Origin of the sequence: Marinobacter goseongensis (assembly GCF_023156235.1) — a bacterium.
Lineage (GTDB): Bacteria > Pseudomonadota > Gammaproteobacteria > Pseudomonadales > Oleiphilaceae > Marinobacter > Marinobacter goseongensis.
The window spans coordinates 335,505-354,322 of sequence record NZ_JAKZAI010000003.1; the positions used below are offsets into that span (position 1 = coordinate 335,505).

Consider the following 18,818-nt stretch of genomic DNA (forward strand, 5'->3'; position numbering starts at 1 on the left):
CACGCCGCGGCAATCTAGAGCTCGGCGCCCGCCTGAATCAACAACATTTCCAGGTCCCGATTGCCATTGCCTCTGGCCACCTCCAGCGCGGTCACGCCTTGCTCGGAACGAAAATTCACGTCAGCCCCCGCCGCCAAGAGCATTTCCGCGGTCAGCATGTCGCCGCTGTCGACGATGTGCATCAACAGCGAACGGCCATTCTGGCTGACATTCACATTGGCGCCGGCCGCCAGCAGCACTTTCACAACGGACAGGTGGCCGTTCTGAGCGGCGCGAATCACCGGTGTTGAACCGGCTGCATCCGCTGCGTTCACTTGTGCACCCGCCGACAGCAGCAACTGCACCAGCCGACGGCTGCCCTGCCCGGCCGCCACCATCAGCGCGGTTTCGCCATCACCCGTGCTCAGGTCCGGATTCGCCCCCTCCGACAACAGGTACCAGGCAATGCGATCCTGCTGTCGCCTCACCGCCACCATCAACGGCGTGCCGGCTTCTGTGACCGTGTTCAGGGAGGCGCCGTCAGCGGCCAGGGACTTGACCCGATCCAGCTCACCGGCACGAATGGCGGCCACCATCGGGGTGTTTGCAGCAGATGCCTCGCGGGACGCCAGATTGGCAGGCTGATCAGCAGGGGAGGCACAACCACTGACAAGCAGGCTGAGCAGAAGCAGAAGCAGAATGAACGGATGAGCACGGATGGTGCCGGTTCCCTTGGCCATGATGAGGTCTCTGTTGGTGTTTTTTGACCGTATTCTGCGCAGGTCCGGGCGGGAATTAAATCGAGCGGGTCACAAGTTGCGGGCATGGGCCAGCACAGTGCCCGCCATGCGACGCAGTCGCTGTTCTCCGTCCCGGGCGCCAAGGCACACCCCGGCACTTTGCAGCTCCGGCCACGACCAGCCCTGAACCACACGGCGAATCCACAGCTGAGCATCCTCATGCCCCCCGAGGACCTCCGATGTCGCCTGACCCAGACTGACCTTACGCAGCACCGGCACCATCAGCTCGAAACCACGGTGGCCACTGGCAAAGCTGTCCAGGTCTCGACAATCCTCGGCGCTCAGGTGCTGCTTCGCCGCCAGCTCCGCGGTCAACAGACCAATCAGGGCCGGTTCCGTATCCCGCCAGTACAGGGGAACCAGTGCCAGCCAGTGTTCCGCCAGCCGCTGACGAATGCGGTGTAACAGGTTCTCGCCGCGAGCCGACACACCGCGCAGCATCTGAATCGGGTATTCACCGGTGCTGGTTTCCCGGGTCATGCCCGGGCGCGCCAGCGCCAGGCCCGACCGCTGCCAGAAACGGATCAACGGTTCATTACCGCCAAAACTGGTGCCCAGGCCGTCATATTGCTTGCTGGCGGCGTATGCGCACGCGGTGTCTACCAGCTGCTGACCGTATCCGCGAGAGCGGCAATGCTCGCTGACGGCCACCCGCACCACCCGCAACCAGGTGCAACAGGCCGCCTCGGGAAAGCCGCTGTGATTGGCCAGCGACTGAGCCAGAAGGTGCCCGCGCACGCGCCGCTCACCCCGCATGACCTGTTCCGCCAGCGTGGGTTCCAACCCGCCTTCTTTCGATGCCCAGAGCACACCGGCAAGCTGACCGCCCACTGTGAGCCGCCAGCTGACCGCATCGGGATCATCGAGCCACTGGCGCAGGTCGGCCGGGGTTGTGCGGTAATGGGCGTTGACCAACAGGCCAAACGCCTCTGCCCGCTCCTGTTCGCTGGCCCGCGCCGGTGCCCAGGGTGCAATCGTCACCTCACCATCGGTGGGCACCGTGGCCGGCGCATCGGCGTGCAGCAGAAACAGCTCGGAAATCAGCGGCTCCAGAGGATCGGTGTCGGACCAGCGGATGGGTGTTTGCAGGGTGACCTGGCGCCACTGCGGCGTGCGGGCATCCAGCACCTGGCGAAAACGGATCGCGAAGCCGCGGCCCGAGCCCTCGTAACCGTGCACAGTGGATGCAAACACCACCCGCGGCCAGCCGCCCAGAATCTGTGTCAGCCGTTCGGTCGGCAGCGCTGCCGCCTCGTCCACCAGCACCAGCTCCGCCATCGGCGCCCGGGCCAGTAACTGGTCAGGCGGCAGGTAAGTCAGGCAGCCACCATCCGCCAATCGCAGCTCGCCCGTCGATCGCAGTTCAGCGACATGCTCGCCCGCCGCCAGGCGAGCATGCCGAAACACCGTATCCGCAGCCTCGGCGGATGGCGCGGTCACCACCACATGCCGGCGCCCCTGCTGAAGCAACCGGACCGCCGCGATCCCGAGCGCCGCCGACTTACCCCGGCCCCGGTCCGCGGTGATCACCAGCGGGCGTCGGCGACGCCCCTGCCCGGTGCGGACGATGGCCTCGACAACCCGGTGCTGGTCGGCCGTTTCGGCGATGGCGAATGGCTGCGACGGACGCGCCAGCCGCGGCAGCACCGCGCGCTCTCCCTGTGCCGGATTGACCCGGATCACCGACGGGGACGCGGCCAGAACAGCCGACAGCCTCGCGGCAAACGGATGATGATCGAGGCCGTCAAGGCCGGTTCTGGCGTAATCGGGATCCTCAAAGGTGGCCCACTGGGTCAGCGGAGGCATCAGCCAGAACAGCAGCCCCCCGGCCTTGAGGGTGCCGGCCAGTGCCGCCAGACCGTCGGGAGGATTGCCGTGCCAGCCGTCCCAGACCACCACGTCCAGCTCGCGCCCCAACCATTGGCGGGCTTGTCCGGGCGGCAAACCCGTCAGCCGCGAATCAGGCGAGTCGTCCGCCGCGCCAGTCCAGACACCGCGTTCCATGGCCAGGGTCGGCACCTGTTGCCGCAGCCAGTCAAGGGCACTGGCCGGCTCACCTTCCACCAACACGAGGCGGCGCTCACCCAGCGCTGCCAGTTGTTGCTGCAGCCGACGCCAGGGAGCTACGTCGGTTTCTTGTGGGGCGCTGGGCGTCATCAGCTGAGATCGGTTCCATGAACTTTCAGGCTATCCAGGGCACAATGTTCCAGTGCCGCCCGATGGGTGGCCCGCAACCGCACCCGGGGCGCGCAGCCGGCATCGAATGCCTCCTGCCAGCGGGCAGCGCACAGGCACCAACTGTCCCCGGCTCTGAGGCCGGGGAAGCCAAATTCCGGTCTGGGGGTGCTGAGATCGTTGCCACGGGCCTTGGAGAACGCGAGGAACTCATCGGTGACCACGGCACATACGGTGTGGGCGCCAAAGTCGTCGGGACCGGTGTTGCAACAGCCATCCCGGTAAAAACCGGTGACCGGATCGTTGCCACAGGTTTCCAGTGTTTCACCGAGTACGTTAACGGATTCCTCAGACTGCATGGGTGTGTCCCTTTCTGCTGGTTAAATCGATATCGACTCATTACTATAACGAATTGAACGCTTGACCCGCATCTCTCCTATGGCAGATTCCCGCATCCCTGGTTCGGGAGACACTCCCCGAATCCTGCTCCTGTCCAGCTATGACGCCACCAGCCACCAACGCTGGCGCGAGCAACTGACGGCGTTGTTCCCGGGTTTTCACTGGCAGACGCTGGCGTTGCCCCCGCGTTTTTTCCGCTGGCGCATTCGCGGCAATCCGCTGAGCTGGCTGAACGAACCGGCACTGAGTGAGCCCTGGGATCTGGTCATCGCCACCTCCATGGTCGATCTGGCCACATTACGCAGCATTCACCCCCAGTTGACCCGAACGCCCTGCCTGCTCTACATGCATGAAAACCAGTTTGCTTTTCCAGTGTCCGGAACCCAGGCATCCAGCGTCGACCCCCAGATGGTCAATCTTTACAGCGCCATCTCTGCCGATCTTGTGGTATTTAACAGCGACTGGAACCGGGACAGTTTTCTCGACGGTGTGCGAGCCTTGCTCGATAAAATGCCCGACGAGGTACCCGAGGGGCTGAGCGCCTGCCTGCGGGCGAAATCCCGGGTGATTCCGGTGCCGATCGAGGACCGTCTGTTCGCCGAGCAACCAAGTGAGGTGAACTGGGTCTGCCCCCACCTGCTGTGGAATCACCGCTGGGAATACGACAAGGGACCCGAGCGTTTGCTGAAGCTCCTGCAGGCGCTGAAGCAACGTGACCTGCCATTCCGGCTCAGCGTGGTGGGTGAACAGTTCCGCAACCATCCCCGCGCGTTTGACCAGATCCGGGATCAGTTCGGGGAGCGGATCACGCACTGGGGCTTTCTCGGCAGCCGCGGCGAGTATGATCAGCTGTTGCGCCAGGCAGACGTTGTGATCTCCACTGCTCTTCACGATTTCCAAGGGCTGTCGATGCTGGAAGCCATGGCCGCCGGGTGCGTGCCGCTGGCACCGGACCGGTTGGCGTATCGGGAGTATGTTCCTGCGCGCCATCGCTACGCCAGCCATGAACAGGATGCAGACGCTGAGGCCGGCGCCGCGGCGGATTGTCTGGAACACCTCCGCCTGCACCGGGCTGCCGGGTGCCCACCAAACGCCTGGCGAGCGTCGGTACTGACCGACGCCTACCAGGCCGTGTTTGACCGGATGCTGTACCCGGCCCGGACCGATTGATCACCCCAATTTATCCCAAATCCGGACAAAAAGGCCGGTACAATGCGCCCCATGCCAAACCGATCCGACATGCCCGAACCCGATAACCTTCCGGATTACCTCACCGACGAGCAGCAGGCCATCGTCACCGCCGGCTACGAGCATTCGGTAATCACTGCTGTGGCAGGCAGCGGCAAAACCTCCACCCTGGCCTGGCGCATCCGTTATTTGCTGCAGCAGGGTCATGATCCTGACCGCATGCTGGTACTGATGTTCAACCGCAGTGCGCGGGTCGATTTCGAGCGCAAGCTGCGGGACGTTACCCGCAACCTCGGGCTGGCAACGCCGGAGATCCGCACCTATCACGCCATGGGATTGCGGCTGTATAAGCGGTTCGTGCGGGAGGGTTACCTGCCGGGGTTCTCCGACAAGATTCTCACCGAGCAGGAAATCAGCTATCAGTCGTGGTTGCTGACCCGGCGGCTGGCGCCGGACGATCTGGCCGACGAGATCCGCCGCAACAAGAAGGATTTCGTGGAAACGGCGACCGGCTTCATCGATCGGGTCAAGACCACACTGTCGCCCGCCGAGGTGGTGTTCGAGGAGCTGGGTTACGCCGACAAACACCGTTACCTGATCGACCTGTTCCACAGCTTCGAGCAGTGGCGCAAGGGCCAGGGGCGGATCAGCTACGCCGACATGCTGTACGAGCCGGTCATGGCGATTCACCAGAACCCGCCGTTGCAGCGACTGGTGAGCAACAAAATGGACCTGATTCTGGTGGACGAGTACCAGGACACGAACGAGATTCAGCATCTGCTGCTGCGTTATGTTGCTGGCGACCGGGCACGGGTCACCGTGGTGGGTGACCCGGACCAGACCATTTACGAGTTCCGCGGCGCCAAACCGGAATTCATCCTCAAACGCTTCAGTGATGAGTTCGAGAGCCCGCTGGAACAGACCCTGAGCTACAGTTTCCGTTATGGCCACCGGGTGGCGCTGCTGGCGAACCATCTGATCTGCAACAACACCGGCCGCAAGGATGTGCTCTGCCACGCCCATCCTTCGACACCGGACACCGGCATCCGTCTGCATGAAGCAGAGAATGACGGCGACACAGTGGTCGAATTGTTGCGCCAGCAGCCCGTGGAGGCACTGGCCGGCACCGCGATCCTGTTTCGGGTGTGGAGCCAGAGCGTGCCGATTGAATTGAAGTTGTTGGCGCAACAGATTCCCTACCGCATCGACGCGGGCAAGGGCGCCCTGTTCAGCCGCGAGGTGCAAGCGGTGAGTGCCCTGCTGACCGTGATTGCCGGCAGGCTGGCTAAGCTGCCGCCGGACGATCGCCTGAACACGGCCCGCCAGCTGCTTCGCTTTCCCCATGTCGGATTGAAAGAGCCGGAACTGGAGCAACTGGCCGGCTTCCTCGCCGGCTTTGAGCACGACTGGCACCAGCGCCTGCTGGCGATGGATTTCGATGCCCTGGCGCCGATGGCCGCGCGCAAGCTGCGCAAACTGGGCGAGGTGCTGGCCCGCCTGCAGGGCTACAGCGGGCCGGTCAGCAACGCCATTGCCGTGTACGCCGACCATACCGAATTGTATGAGGGCATACGCAGCCTGGCGCTGACGCACGAGGCCGCCGATGAGCGCATTGATACCGTGGAGGGCTTCCGCGCTTACCTCAGCGGCCTGAAGCTGGACGCCGCGGGTGCGCTGGAACACCTCAACACCCTCAAGAAACAGGCCGGTGAGCACGTCAGCCACGGTGTATTGTTGTCCACTATCCACCGCACCAAAGGCCTGGAATGGCCGGTGGTGATCCTGCCCGGGCTGCAGGAGAAATACCTGCCCTACACCCCGCGGCCCCAGGACAACCCACAAAGCTTCCTGGAAAGTGAGCGACGGCTGCTGTACGTGGCCATGACCCGCACCCGTCAGCAACTGCATCTGATTACCCGACCCATGACGACCACCCGTCACCTGGAAGGCGATCAGGGGCCCAGCCGGTTTGTCGATGAGCTGTGTTTCGGCCTTTGCCACGAACTGGGAACATGGCTGCACGGGCGCGCGGAATCAGAGGCTCCGGTTTTCCGGGCGACTCATCCGCTAACGCCGATCAGCCTTCGCTACGCCGAGCGCGAAGCCGTGACCCTGGAAGGCAGAGCGGCAGAGAGCAGTGCCGGCCATGGGCCGGTGTGGGCAAGCAAACGACTCAGCCACGCCATATTCGGGGCCGGTTCGGTAACCGGCGAGGAAGAGAACGCGTTTGAAGTCCGTTTCGATTCCGGTGAAACCCTGAACTTCAGCAAGAAAAGCGCGCACCTGTATTTCACTGTGCTGGCCTGATCGGCCGGCACATGTCGCGAGACATTGGGCGTACAATCCCTTATCCGGTATTTCCCGGATTTTCTTTGTGTTTTTGAATCCTCTCACGTAGGTTTCTCGTACCTAGGTGAGTGAAACACCAGAAGATAGAAGCACGATTGAAAGTTGCCTATAACTACAACCGAACAGGAGGTTCTGCATGAGCATCATGCGTCCACTGACAGCAGCCGCTCTGGCTGCATCCCTTGCCACTCCGGCCCTGGCCGACAACACACAAACCATTTACGTTAATCCTTTTGTCGGCTATCAGCTGTTTGACGACAAACGCGATCTGAGCGAGACCGGTACCTTCGGCGTCGGCGCCGAGTACCGTTTCCTGCCCAACTGGGCCGTGGAAGTGGTGTTCTCCCGCGCGGATGCCGACCGTAAATACGTCTCAGGTTCGTCCGACTTTGAGGAATTCCGCCTCGACGGCACCTACTACTTCGCCGGTCAGGAAGAAGCCTGGAACCCGTACGTGTCTCTGGGTGCCGGCCATGCAGATTTCGGTGATGACGTGCTCGCGCAGCAGACCGCCGGCTCCGATCACGATGAAACCCGCGTCAATGTGGGTGTTGGTGTTCGTTATAACGTCACTGACAACATCTCCCTTCGCGGTGATCTGCGCGAGTTTCACGGTATCGATGAAAGCACCTTCGACACCATGGCTTCTCTGGGCCTGAGCTACGCCTTCAACCGCACCACCGCTGCCCCGGCTCCCAGCGACGCCGATAACGACGGTGTACCGGACAGCCGCGACCAGTGCCCCGGCACGCCGGCCGGCGCCAGCGTCGACAGCACAGGGTGTGAGCGTGACGGCGACAACGACGGCGTCGTCGATAGCCGTGACGAATGCCCGAACACCCCGGCGGGTGCCAGCGTCAACAGCAAAGGCTGTGAGCTGGACAGCGACAACGACGGCGTGGTCAACAGCAAAGACCAGTGCCCGGACACCGCTGCCGGTGCCGAGGTTGACGCCACCGGTTGTGAAGGTGTCACTGAAACGGTAGAAACCATCGAGTTGCGCGTTCAGTTCCCGAACAACAGCTCGGTCATTGACGGCACCTACGACGCAGAAATCCGCAAGGTCGCCGACTTCATGGCGGAATACCCGGAAACTTCCGTGGAAATCGCCGGTCACTCTGACAGCACAGGCGCGGCCGAATACAACCGCTTCCTGTCTCAGCGTCGTGCCGAAGCCGTTGCCGATCGACTGACCCAGTCACTGGGTGTCGACGCAGACCGCGTCAGCGCTACCGGTTACGGTGAAGCTGAGCCGATTGCCAGCAATGATACGCAGGCAGGTCGTGCGCAAAACCGTCGGGTTGAAGCCCGCATTCAGGTTCGCCGCTGAGAAATCAGCCGGTCATCCTGATTGAAAAGGCGCCTCCGGGCGCCTTTTTTATCGGCGCCTGAAACATCGATAACGCCGGAATCTGAGGTGAGTGAATAAGGAGAGCGTTTTGGTCCGTCTGATGACACTGCTGTGGGTGTTGATGGCTCTGCCCCTCGCGGCCGACGCCGAGGTGTTCCGATGCACAACCGACACCGGCACCAGCTTTGCCGATCAACCCTGCGGTGAGAATGCGGAAGTGGTTACCATTCGGGACAACCGCATAGGGGGTAATTTCGGCGATAACCTGCCACCCGAGACCGAGACTGCAGATCCAGACGATACCACCGACCGGCAAACTGCCCGCGAAGAAAGCCCGGACACCTGCCGCTTTATCAACTCAACCCAGTTGCGCACCTACCTGACCCGCAATCAAGTAGTCAAAGGCATGACCAAAGATCATGTTCTCAGGGCGTTTGGTCGCCCACCGGAGACCTACCCCACACCCCAGGAAACCTGGGTATACCAGACCAAATACTTCGGCGCACTCTACGAGCTGACCTACGTCTATTTCAAGGACGGCTGCGTGGAGCAGGTGGTTTACCGCCAACCCTGACCGCATCCACCAGCAGGTTGCGGGGTGTCAGCGCGCGGTCGCAAAACGTGCCGAGGGTGACGTCGTAACCCTGCTCTTCCAGGAACAGGCCGTAGTCCAAAACCAGCCACAGCTCCAGTGGACGCCGGAACAAATGCTGCACCAGTTCATGGCGGCGAACCTGGGCCAGGCGTTGCTCCCCCATACGCTGCCAATAGGCAAAGTCCGTATCGGCCGCCAGGGCCAGCCCCTTCTTTTCCGCTGCCCATCGGCAGAACGCCTCGAAATCCGCACCCGTCAGTCTGGTCGGATGCGACGGCACTGGCAGATAGTCATCAACGCCACGCCGTTCACGCTGCCAGGCATCAAAGCCCAGGCGCCAGCCACTGACCCGTGCCCTTTCCGCCCGCACCCGGGCCGGCGCGGTGACGGTTTCCTGCACCGCCAGCCGCAACTCGGTGCGTTTGAGTGTGAGGGCATCGGGGCAGGCGGTCGCCCGCTCAGACAACGGCTGGTAATCCGCCGTGGCCGTGAGGTGATAGCAGCAGGGTGAAAAACTGACCCGCGCCGCGCCGTCCTCGCAGGCCCGGCGAATCAGGCGGCGATGCAGATCACCACAGGCGTGCAGTGCCACACCGTGAATGCCGGCCGGCAGGGTGAGGTCGGGGGCCATCACATCCTGGCGCTGCAGCGTAACACCGTCATTGAACCGACCGGCCAAGCGGTTGCCATCCGCCACCAGCGCGTCGTCCCATTCCAGCCCGGTGACCGGCTCCGTGCTGTGCCCGGACAGGGTTCGTGACAGATGGCCTTTGCCACAGCACCAGTCCAGCAGAGGCCGGGCAAGCGGCACAATCGCCGCCGTGAATGCACCGGCCTGCAAACGCTTGCGACCCGGCATGTCGGTGGCACGAATTTCCGGCAGGGTACAGGCGATGGCGGCATCCGGATGGCTCACCAACTGCGGCAACGTCACCAGCGAGGGTCGTTCCGTCAGCGCCGGCACAAAGCGACACAGGCGCTGGGCCAACCACTCGGGGTGGTCGTCAAAACCGGCGCAGTCCGCGTCGCTGAGGCCCTCCACCTCCGCGGCCAGCCCGGGGTAGTGCCCGATCCAGCCCGGCCGCGGCTCCATAAAGGGCGCCGGGCGCCACAGGTCCTGGTGCGCCAGCAACCACCGGTTGAGTCGCTGCCAGTGGCTGTAAATACTTTCTACCGGGTCGTGTAAACTCGCCGCCGGAGGTAACGTCATGCAACTGGCCTTTGTACTTGCTGAACCCAAGGTTCCGGAAAATGTCAGCGCGGCCGTCGCCACCGCCGCTCTGGTGTTAGGCCGCGCGAGCCGGGGTCCGTGCAATGGGGAACCGGCGCGCAACGAGGCGCCGGTTCGGCGCCCTCCGCCAGCGGCTGGAGACCCTGCGGCACGAACGCTGATTATTCCCGGAATCGCCCGGGGCGAAAAGCATCCAGGCAGACCGCCGGCTCCTCGCCATCAATGACCTGAGCAATCACATCGGCACTGCCGGCAGACAGGGTCCAGCCGAAGGTACCGTGGCCAGTGTTGAGATACAGATTGTCTCGGGAGCCACGGCCGATGATCGCGGGGCCATCGGGGGTCATCGGGCGGAAGCCGGTCCAGGCCTCGGCAGACTGAAGGTCGGCACAGCCGGGAAACCTCGACTCCACCGATTTGCGGATGGTCGCCAGCCTGGCGCCGGGAATATCGCGATTGAAATCATTGAGCTCCACAAAACCGGTGGCCCGCAGCCGGTTACCGAGGCGGGTGGACACCACCTTGAAGTTGTCGTCGTGGATGGTGGAGGTCGGCGCCCGGCCCGGGTCTTTCAGGGCAACCGTCAGGCTATACCCCTTCACCGGATAGATCGGCAATTCCAGACCCAGCGGCGCCACCAGGTGATTTGACCAGCACCCGGCACTGACCACTACCGCATCCACGTCGAGGGTTTCCAGCGTTCCGTCATCGGTTCGCAAGGCGATGGCCGTGACGTTCCGGGCATCGGCGATCAACCTCTCTGCCTCCACGCGATAGCGGATCTTCACGCCCTTTTTCTCACAGGCGGTTGCCAGTTCCCGCGAGAACAGGTGGCAGTCACCGGTGCCGTCGGTGTCATAACTCAGGGCTCCAAAAAGCGGCCCATCGCCCACCATGCCGGGCTCCGCCTCCCGCACCTGTGACGGTGTCAGCAGGCGGGACGGAATACCCAGCTCCGTCAGCAGGTCGTGGGTTTCCCGGTAGTGATCCATCGCCTCCGGCGTGCTGGCCAGATGAAGCAGCCCATGATGGTCACCATCAAAGGCCAGGCTCAGCTCCTGTTCCAACGCCAGAAACCGTTCCCGGCTGTGGCTGCCCAAACGCAGCATGGCCCGCCGGTTCAGACCAAACAACCCGGGCGACCAGGCATAGCGCAGAGTGGCAAACAGGAACCTGAGGGTTTCTACGGAGGGCGGCATCCGCAGCTTGAGCGGGCCGTCCTGTTTGAAGATCCAGGGCAGCGCCTTAAAAACCATCGCGGGGTCCGCCCACGGATACACTACCGCGTAGGAGCGCTGGGCCGCGTTGCCCTTGCTGGTCTCATTGCCGGCAATACCATGGCGTTCCAACACCGTGACCTGATGCCCACGACGGTTCAGTTCGTACGCGGTGGTCATGCCTACCACTCCGCCACCGACAACAACAACATTCATTGGCTGTTCCTCTGTGTCCGCCAACCCATTTACTCCACGCCGCTTCTCGCCAACAGCTGGCGATACCGTTCCAACACCTCTGCGTTCTCCTGCGGATATTCCGGAGCCAGCCGCTGTAATTGCTCTGCAAGCATCGCCGCCACGATGGCCCGGGCCTGGGGCTTGCGGTCGCCGGGCACAACAAACCAGGGTGCCGCCGCGATATGAGTCGCGGCTACGGCTTCCTCCGCGAACGCTTCGTACTGCTGTCGCTTTTCCCAGCCATCAATATCCGATTGGTCAAACTTCCAGCGCTTGCGAGGCTTGTCGAGCCGCTTGAGCAGGCGCTGACGATGCTCATCCTCCGACAGGTTCAGCCAGACCTTGATCACCGTGGTGCCCTCTTCCACCAGGTGACTCTCGAAATTCCGGATCGACCGGTACCGGTTCTGCCAGTGGTAACGTTCAGGCGGGTGAACAGGCCATACCCGTTCGGCGATCACTGCCTCGTGGTGGCTGCGATTGAACGCCACCATGTCACCAAACCCGGGCAGATAGGGCGTTACTCGCCAGAGAAAATCGTGCCGGGTTTCGGCCCCCTGGGGGCGGCTGAACGACCAGGCGTGGAAACCGGCCGGGTCGGCGAAGGTCGCCAGGGTGCGGATCAGGCTGTCCTTACCACTGGTGTCCGGGCCGTGCACCACCAACAGCAGAGCGCGCTGCCGGTTGGCCCACAGCCGCCGCTGGTACTCGCCGATCTGCTCGAGACTGGCTTCCAACGCCGGCACGGCGCGATCATCGTCAAGCAGGGTCGGGTAGTCCCGGAAACGGGGTGTTTCCGGGTCGAACAGAAATGCGCGCGCGAACGCCGGTAACGTCATCAGAATGCTCCGTGCTACTGACTATCAGTCCGATACAGGCCAACAATCGGACAAGCTGGTAAACTTACGCCATCAAATTCTCAGCATAGCAGTCAATGTTCCGGCTGCCCTGGAGTGTAATACCCGGCCATGAGTAAAAAACGTCGCGAGATTCCCGTATTCGATCAACCCATCATCGAAACCCACTGCCATCTGGATTACCTCAAAGATCGCCCCCTTGAGGAGACACTGGCGGAGGCACAGCGGGTCAACATCGAGAAAGTGATCACCATCGCGGTGTCTCCGGACAACCTGGCGCGGGTGCGTGAACTCAGCCAGATTGCGCCCTGGGTCTATGGCACCCAGGGCATCCACCCCCACGATGCGGAAAGTTATTCAGACGAGGTGGAAGCGGAGATTCGCGCCCATGCCGGCGACGACAAGATCGTGGCGGTGGGCGAGATCGGGCTGGACTACTTCTATGACAATGCCGACCGGGACGTGCAACGCCAGGTGTTCCGCCGCCAACTGCAGATCGCCTGTGACAGCGACCGGCCGGTGGTCATTCACAGCCGCGATGCCGACGACGACACCATTGCCATCCTCAGCGAGTTTGAGGCGACGCTCACGCGCCGGGGCGTGATCCACAGTTTCACCTCCGGCCCGGGTCTGGCGAAATACGCGCTGGATCAGGGCTGGTACCTCGGCTTCAACGGCATTACGACGTTCAACAAGGCTGAAAACGTGCGGGACATCGTGCGTATGGCGCCCATCGAACAGATTCTGCTGGAGACCGACTCACCGTTCCTGACACCGGTGCCCTATCGCGGTCGTGAAAATGCGCCGTTCTACATCCCGTTTGTGGCCGAGAAAATCGCCGAGGTGAAGGAACTGCCGCTGGATCAGGTGCTGGCGCATACCTATCAGAACAGCATCCGCACATTTTTCAACACACCCTGACCGCACCACCGGGGCTGCCCTAGGCCCCGGTATCTCCGGCGTCGAACAGACAGTAGCCGTTGCGGCCGGCCTGCTTGGCCCGGTACATGGCCTGGTCCGCCTGTCGCAGCAGCTGATCGCCATCCAGCTCGGCCGCTTGCGGGTATAACGTGACGCCGACACTACCGGATACTTCGACCATATGGTCCGCAACCCAGACCGGCTCGGCGATTTCCAGCAACAGCCGTTTTAGCAGCTTCTCCAGGCTGGTACGGTCCTGAACGTTGACAATGATGGCGGCGAACTCATCGCCACCCAACCGGGCCAGCGTGTCCTCTTCCCGCAGCATCGCGCGCATGCGGCTGGCCACTTCCACCAGCAATTCGTCGCCCGCGCCATGGCCGAAGGCATCGTTCACCGGTTTGAAATGATCCAGGTCGATGTAGACCACGGCCAGATGATCGCCCTGCCTGCGGGCCTGTGCCATGGTCTGCTGGAGGCGGTCAGCAAACAACGAGCGGTTGGGCAGCTGGGTCAGCGCATCGTAGTGGGCCATGGTGCGGAGTTTGTTCTCCTGCTCCTTGAGACGACTGATGTCGCTGAAAATGCCGACAAAGTGCGTCAGCGTTTCACGCTCGTCGAGCACCCGGCTGACCGTCAGCGCAAGAGTCAGATTCTTGCCGTCGGCGCGTTTCGACACGAACTCGCCGGCCCAGAACCCACGCTCCCTGGCTGTATGGAGAATGCCCGGCCCCTCCTCCATTGGCAGCGGCGGTAAACGGCCGGTGGCCCGCGCCCGCGAGTACCCGATCATCGACGAGTAGGCGCCGTTGACGTCAATCACCATGCCGTGCTCGTCGGTGATGAAAATGGCTTCCCTGGCATGCTCGAACACGCTGGCGGCCAGGCGCTGGCGCTGCTCCGCCTGTTTTCGGCGGGTCACATCGTAGAGCGCACAGAGGATCACGTTGTCCTGTTCGCCGCCCTCATGGATAGGTGCCAACGTCATGTCCGCGCACAGTTGGGAGCCATCTGCGCGCTCGAATATCCACTCTCCGCTTTCCACCAACCCCGCTCCGACCCTCGCCATCACCTCATCGACCTTGGCCGCCGAGCTCTCGCCACCCGGCTGCAACAGCGGCATGAAGGAAGCGACTGCCTTGTCCATCACGAACTCATGGGAGGGACACCGAAGCAGCTCAAGCGCCGCACGGTTGAAATCAAAAAAACGCCCATCGCGAATCATCAACATGGGCTGTGGCCAGCTCAGGATCAGTCGGCGCAAACGCCGCTGCTCCGTCGCCACCTGGCGCTTTTTGCGGCCCAGCCAAACCGAACTTGCCAACAGAAGGGCCAGCAACAGGCCCACCGCAACAACCCAGAACCGGTACTGATGAAAGGCATCCAGCCACGTCAGTTGGGGGGCATGGTCATAGGGCGCAACCCGCAGCTCACGGGCCAACAATTCCACGGACTGATAGTCTGCCGGAGGTGCAAAACCGGCGATACCGGCGGCGCGGGCTGCAGGGTCTTCGGCGCCCAGGGCAAACAGAGCGGAGGCAATGCGACGAACCCGAGCCTGATCCACGTGGGGAAGCGCCACCAGCGGCCATTCCGGGTACAGCCGGGTCGACACCTCATAAGGAAAACCGGAGAGATTCTGAGCATTCAATACCTTGAGCTGATCACGCAGGCGCGGGTTGTCCGCCGACATCTGCTCCAGAATGCCGGTCCGGATGAAGCCGGCGTCTACATCCCCGGCCAGCACCGAGCGCACCACTCGATCGTGGCTCCCCAGAAGCTTGATGCGGCCCCGGCGGCGAGGATCAACGCCCACCCCGATCAGTTCAAGCAGTTGGCTCTGGTAGCCACCGAGAAAATGCACGCCCGGGCTGGCGATAATCCGGCCATCAAGGTCCTCCAGACGGTTGATGTCGTCCCGCTGCCGGCGCGCTATGATCACGCCCCCCAGGCTCGCTGTGCTGGTCGCACCGGATTGGCTCAGCACCGTGGCGAGCACTCCGGTTACACTGCGCTCACTGCGGATCACCAGAAAATGGCTGGGGTTGGTCAGAAACAGGTCCAACTGGTTGGCGGCGAGGGCACGGTTCATGTCGTCCTGCGCCAGTACTTCAAGGCGCACGTCCAGCCCGGTTTTCTCGCTCAGATAATCCGCCAGCGGCTGATACTGCATCAACATGACATCCGCCGGACGATAGGCGAACACTCCCAGGGTGATTCCCTCCTTTGCGGTGGCAATCGGCGCGTTCAGAACCAGCAGAAGAAACAACCAGGACAGTCGCTGCAGACGCTTCACAACGGCCCCCGTGGGAGGAAGGACGCATCGCACAACCCTTTCAGATCAACCGGCATTTTGAGTAGCCCTTCCCTGAGCATCAGTTGGTTGAGACTGGCAGCCACCTGTTCGACACGGCCGCTCGGCGCCAGATACCGCTGGTTGGCAGAGAGGTCTGGCAGCATGACGGTCGCCAGGGCGCGGCGAACAGCCTCGGGCGTCACCTGTTGGCGGGTGGCAATTCGGTAGACGGCATCATGAAAACTTCTCACCAGATGGCTCAGCCCCCTGAAATGGCCTGCCAGCAGATCCCTCAGCGCCGGTTTCAGTGTGCCGGCCCGTTCCCGATTCACCACGAGCACATCGAAAATCGTGTCCGGCAGGGAACGGCTGTCAAACAGTCGGACCGCCCCCCGGGTTTCCAGCACCGACGCCACAGGCTCATAACTGACGGATGCGTCAATCTCACCACGCTGCCAGGCCCGGGAATGCTGATGAACCGGAAGGTCGACAATCTCAAGGTCTGACGGCTCAAGGCCCGCCTGCTCCAGTGCCCTGAGGAGCATGATGGCGGGCGCTCCAGCGAGCTCTACCGCCACTTTTTTTCCCCGTAGATCGGCCAGTGACTGCATCCCCGCGCGGGCCATGATCACATCCGCACCTGCGGACACATCCATCACGGCAATCACCGTCAGCGGCACACCCAGAGCCATTACCCGTAGGGCTTCATCCAGTGTCACGGCGGCCGCATCAAGGCGCCCCTCACGCAGACCTCTGACGGACTCCGACCCGGTTCCGCCCTTGACCAGGGCGACGGTGTCTTTCAGCCAGCCAAATTCCTCGGCCAGATACAGAGACTCATAGCCGATCCAGGGGTGAACGCCAACCTGCAGTGGCGGTTTCCGACTGCAACCCGGAAGGCCGGCACCCGCCAGGGAAGCAGAAGCCAGCAATCCAATAAATTGGCGACGGCGCATGAACCAGACTCCGGGCGACTGCATGAATTATGACTAACGTTGTATCACATAATAGACCGGCACAAGGCCGCCTTTCGTTCATAGGGCTCCGCGCGGCGTGAAATCTAGTGAAAAGACAGAAAAACCCCCATCAGGACCGGAGACAGAAACGACAGTACAAAGCCCGAGGCAATGGCAACCGGCACGCAGGCCAGACCGCCGCTGCTGCGGATCACCGGGAGTGTGAAATCCATGGCGGTGGCCCCGCCATAGCCGATGGCCATGGCGGGGCGGCGGGCAATCAACAGCGGAATGATGGCCAGTGCGATAATTTCGCGGATCACGTCGTTGAGGAAGGCCACCCCTCCCCAGGCCGGCCCGAGGGCGTCACCCACTACAATGCCCGACAGCGAATACCAGCCAAAGCCGGAGGCCAGCGCCAGCGCGTCGTGCCACGGTAAGGCCAGAAGCGGCATCAGCGCCAGCCCCGCTAGCAGCGAACTGCCCGCCATCGCCAGTGCGATACCCAGCCCCTGACGGTTCATCAGCAGTTTGCGCAGGGACAAGCCGGCATTACGCAGCTGCAAACCAATCAGGAACAGCAGCAGCATCAGCGACCAGGTCGCCAGATCCTCCGCCAGCGGCAGATCCGGCAACAGAAAATACCCGGCCAGCGCGCCGAAAGCCACCGCCGCTAGCGGTTTCAGGCCGGCCAGGAACAGGCGCTGATAGCCGGGGCGCGGAGCACTCTCCTCCTGCGCCACACTCATGGGTTGCCAGCGGTGGAACAGCCAAAGACCGGCAAGATTCGCCACCAGCAACACCCCCACCAGTGCGGCCACCTGAATGGCCATGTCACCGAGCTGCTGGGTCAGCCCCTCCATCTGGCCAAGACCCAGCCCCAACAGGGCAAGAATGAAGTACACCAGAGCCTCCACGGTGTAATGGATCACCGTCATCAACCGCTGATTCTGCAGCGGCAGGGCAAAACCGAAAAACAAAGGGGCAAGAATCAGCAAGGCGCCGGTGAGCATGGTGTCCTCGAAACGGGGGTGGGGGTCTTGAAATCAGTCGATGGGCTCGTACTGATCGGGATCAAACAGGTAGCGGCTGTCTATGGCTGCGGTATCGGTACGGAGATTGCGGGCAAGACGCTGGGCAGACACCGACCACACCACGTGATCGGCGGGTCTGGGGTCGTAGTCATCCTCAAGCAGCGCTCCGGCAATGGCCCGCAGTACCGCTTCGGCACGCCCGACACTGCGGTAGGGGCCCTGGCACCGCTGCTTTTCCGGCTGGCCGGCGTCTGTACCGCTGAGGGCGACCAATGCCCAGATATCGGCACCCACCTGTTTTACATACAGTTCAACGCGGCGCTCTTCGCGCACCAGAACCAGCGCACGGAGCGGTGAGCGGCCATGGAAGTAGTGCAGTTTCACTGTCGCGCTCCGTCGCCGTCAGTGCAGTACATGGTCGCTGCGGTCCTGAACCAGTACCCAGGGCGCGACAACCACCGCCCAGAGCTCGGTTTTTTCATCGTACCAGGCCTGTGCACGCTCCGGGGCAACGTCACCGATGCGGTTGTCTGCCATCCACTGCTGGAACTGCGCGGTGTTGTCCGCTGCCAGTTCGGCGGCCACATCCAGCAGGTCCAGATCCGGCTCGACCCGGACAACATGCCCGCGCGCGTAGTAGGTCTGCAGGTCGTGCCAGCTGATTCGGGAGGTTTCGAGGTTCAGTTTGGTAAGTAATTCGTCGCGGGACGATTTGGACGACATAACGTGCCTCGGAGCCAGGAAATTACAGTTACAGATTACCCGTTCGACCTCCTCTAAACCAGTAGAACCGAATGGTTACCACTCGAGAACGAGCAGTCTTCAGTCCAGCTTTTTCCAGATATCGCGGATCTTTTCAGACAACGTCATCGGATCGAAAGGCTTGGGAATGACGTCGACAGCGCCCTGTGCGAGATACTCTCTGACCTCCTCAGGCTGCACCTTAGCGGTCATGAAAATCGCGGGAGTATTGCGGAACTCCGGTCGTTCACGAATGGCACGCAGCGTCGACGGCCCGTCCATCTGAGGCATCATGACATCCAGCAGGATCAACTGGGGGTTAAAGGCCTCCAGGTTCTCAAGCGCGCTGGCGCCGGAGCCACAGGCCTGCAAGGTGAAGCCTCCGACGGCTTCAAGAGCAAGCTCAGCAACGGCACGGATATCCTCCTCATCTTCAACCAGCATGATTCTCTGTAGCTGTGAGCCGGATCGAGTCATCTACAAATCCCTCGT

At 62.4% G+C, this 18,818-nt stretch carries 17 protein-coding genes; 5 read left to right on the forward strand and 12 right to left on the reverse strand.

The annotated features are described in order from the left end of the window. Positions 1-14: 14 nt before the first annotated feature. From MLC70_RS03435 to MLC70_RS03445, 3 genes are all read right to left on the reverse strand, one after another. Positions 15-719 (reverse strand): ankyrin repeat domain-containing protein, encoded by a 705-nt coding sequence (locus MLC70_RS03435; protein WP_248181659.1) that lies wholly within the window; start codon positions 717-719, stop codon positions 15-17. Positions 720-788: 69 nt separating this feature from the next. Then, on the reverse strand, positions 789-2,936 hold the full coding sequence (locus MLC70_RS03440; protein ID WP_248181660.1) for a tRNA(Met) cytidine acetyltransferase TmcA: 2,148 nt from the start codon (positions 2,934-2,936) through the stop codon (positions 789-791). After that, positions 2,936-3,313: a DUF2237 family protein gene (locus tag MLC70_RS03445; RefSeq protein WP_248181661.1), complete on the reverse strand. Its 378-nt coding sequence runs from the start codon at positions 3,311-3,313 to the stop codon at positions 2,936-2,938. The genes MLC70_RS03440 and MLC70_RS03445 overlap by 1 nt, the downstream gene beginning before the upstream one ends. Before the next feature lie 79 nt (positions 3,314-3,392). On the opposite strand from MLC70_RS03445, the gene MLC70_RS03450 reads away from it, so the two are divergent. The 4 genes from MLC70_RS03450 to MLC70_RS03465 all read left to right on the forward strand — a co-directional run bounded on the left by MLC70_RS03450 (position 3,393) and on the right by MLC70_RS03465 (position 8,815). Beyond that, a complete protein-coding gene (locus tag MLC70_RS03450; protein WP_248181662.1) occupies positions 3,393-4,523 on the forward strand; it encodes a tRNA-queuosine alpha-mannosyltransferase domain-containing protein in 1,131 nt (376 codons plus the stop codon). A 51-nt stretch (positions 4,524-4,574) separates the two neighbouring features. Continuing rightward, on the forward strand, positions 4,575-6,848 hold the full coding sequence (locus MLC70_RS03455; protein ID WP_248181663.1) for an ATP-dependent helicase: 2,274 nt from the start codon (positions 4,575-4,577) through the stop codon (positions 6,846-6,848). Between the two features lie 178 nt (positions 6,849-7,026). After that, complete coding sequence (locus tag MLC70_RS03460) at positions 7,027-8,220, forward strand: OmpA family protein (RefSeq protein WP_248181664.1); 1,194 nt, start codon at positions 7,027-7,029, stop codon at positions 8,218-8,220. A 109-nt stretch (positions 8,221-8,329) separates the two neighbouring features. Beyond that, positions 8,330-8,815 (forward strand): DUF4124 domain-containing protein, encoded by a 486-nt coding sequence (locus MLC70_RS03465; protein WP_248181665.1) that lies wholly within the window; start codon positions 8,330-8,332, stop codon positions 8,813-8,815. Here the strand turns inward: MLC70_RS03465 and MLC70_RS03470 are convergent. From MLC70_RS03470 to MLC70_RS03480, 3 genes are all read right to left on the reverse strand, one after another. Beyond that, positions 8,772-10,046, reverse strand: a complete 1,275-nt coding sequence (locus MLC70_RS03470) for a methyltransferase (RefSeq protein ID WP_248181666.1) — start codon at positions 10,044-10,046, stop codon at positions 8,772-8,774. The genes MLC70_RS03465 and MLC70_RS03470 overlap by 44 nt on opposite strands. A gap of 182 nt (positions 10,047-10,228) precedes the next feature. Then, on the reverse strand, positions 10,229-11,500 hold the full coding sequence (locus tag MLC70_RS03475; protein ID WP_248181667.1) for a D-amino acid dehydrogenase: 1,272 nt from the start codon (positions 11,498-11,500) through the stop codon (positions 10,229-10,231). Between the two features lie 29 nt (positions 11,501-11,529). Continuing rightward, positions 11,530-12,360 (reverse strand): polyphosphate kinase 2 family protein, encoded by an 831-nt coding sequence (locus tag MLC70_RS03480; protein WP_248181668.1) that lies wholly within the window; start codon positions 12,358-12,360, stop codon positions 11,530-11,532. Positions 12,361-12,489: 129 nt separating this feature from the next. Here MLC70_RS03480 and MLC70_RS03485 point away from each other — a divergent pair, with 129 nt between their 5' ends. Beyond that, positions 12,490-13,299: a TatD family hydrolase gene (locus MLC70_RS03485; RefSeq protein WP_248181669.1), complete on the forward strand. Its 810-nt coding sequence runs from the start codon at positions 12,490-12,492 to the stop codon at positions 13,297-13,299. A 19-nt stretch (positions 13,300-13,318) separates the two neighbouring features. Here MLC70_RS03485 and MLC70_RS03490 read toward each other — a convergent pair whose 3' ends face one another. The 6 genes from MLC70_RS03490 to MLC70_RS03515 all read right to left on the reverse strand — a co-directional run bounded on the left by MLC70_RS03490 (position 13,319) and on the right by MLC70_RS03515 (position 18,803). Next, positions 13,319-15,595 carry a diguanylate cyclase domain-containing protein gene (locus MLC70_RS03490; RefSeq protein ID WP_248181670.1) on the reverse strand — a complete coding sequence of 759 codons (2,277 nt, stop codon included), beginning with the start codon at positions 15,593-15,595 and terminating at the stop codon, positions 13,319-13,321. Then, on the reverse strand, positions 15,592-16,551 hold the full coding sequence (locus tag MLC70_RS03495; protein ID WP_248181671.1) for an ABC transporter substrate-binding protein: 960 nt from the start codon (positions 16,549-16,551) through the stop codon (positions 15,592-15,594). The genes MLC70_RS03490 and MLC70_RS03495 overlap by 4 nt, the downstream gene beginning before the upstream one ends. Before the next feature lie 104 nt (positions 16,552-16,655). Continuing rightward, the gene (locus MLC70_RS03500; RefSeq protein WP_248181672.1) at positions 16,656-17,564 is read right to left on the reverse strand and encodes a LysO family transporter; all 909 of its coding nucleotides are present in this window, start codon (positions 17,562-17,564) and stop codon (positions 16,656-16,658) included. A 33-nt stretch (positions 17,565-17,597) separates the two neighbouring features. Continuing rightward, the gene (locus tag MLC70_RS03505) at positions 17,598-17,969 is read right to left on the reverse strand and encodes a PA4575 family protein (protein ID WP_248181673.1); all 372 of its coding nucleotides are present in this window, start codon (positions 17,967-17,969) and stop codon (positions 17,598-17,600) included. Between the two features lie 18 nt (positions 17,970-17,987). Next, positions 17,988-18,308 (reverse strand): DUF2288 domain-containing protein, encoded by a 321-nt coding sequence (locus MLC70_RS03510; protein ID WP_248181674.1) that lies wholly within the window; start codon positions 18,306-18,308, stop codon positions 17,988-17,990. A 99-nt stretch (positions 18,309-18,407) separates the two neighbouring features. Next, positions 18,408-18,803, reverse strand: a complete 396-nt coding sequence (locus MLC70_RS03515; protein ID WP_248181675.1) for a response regulator — start codon at positions 18,801-18,803, stop codon at positions 18,408-18,410. Positions 18,804-18,818 lie beyond the last annotated feature (15 nt).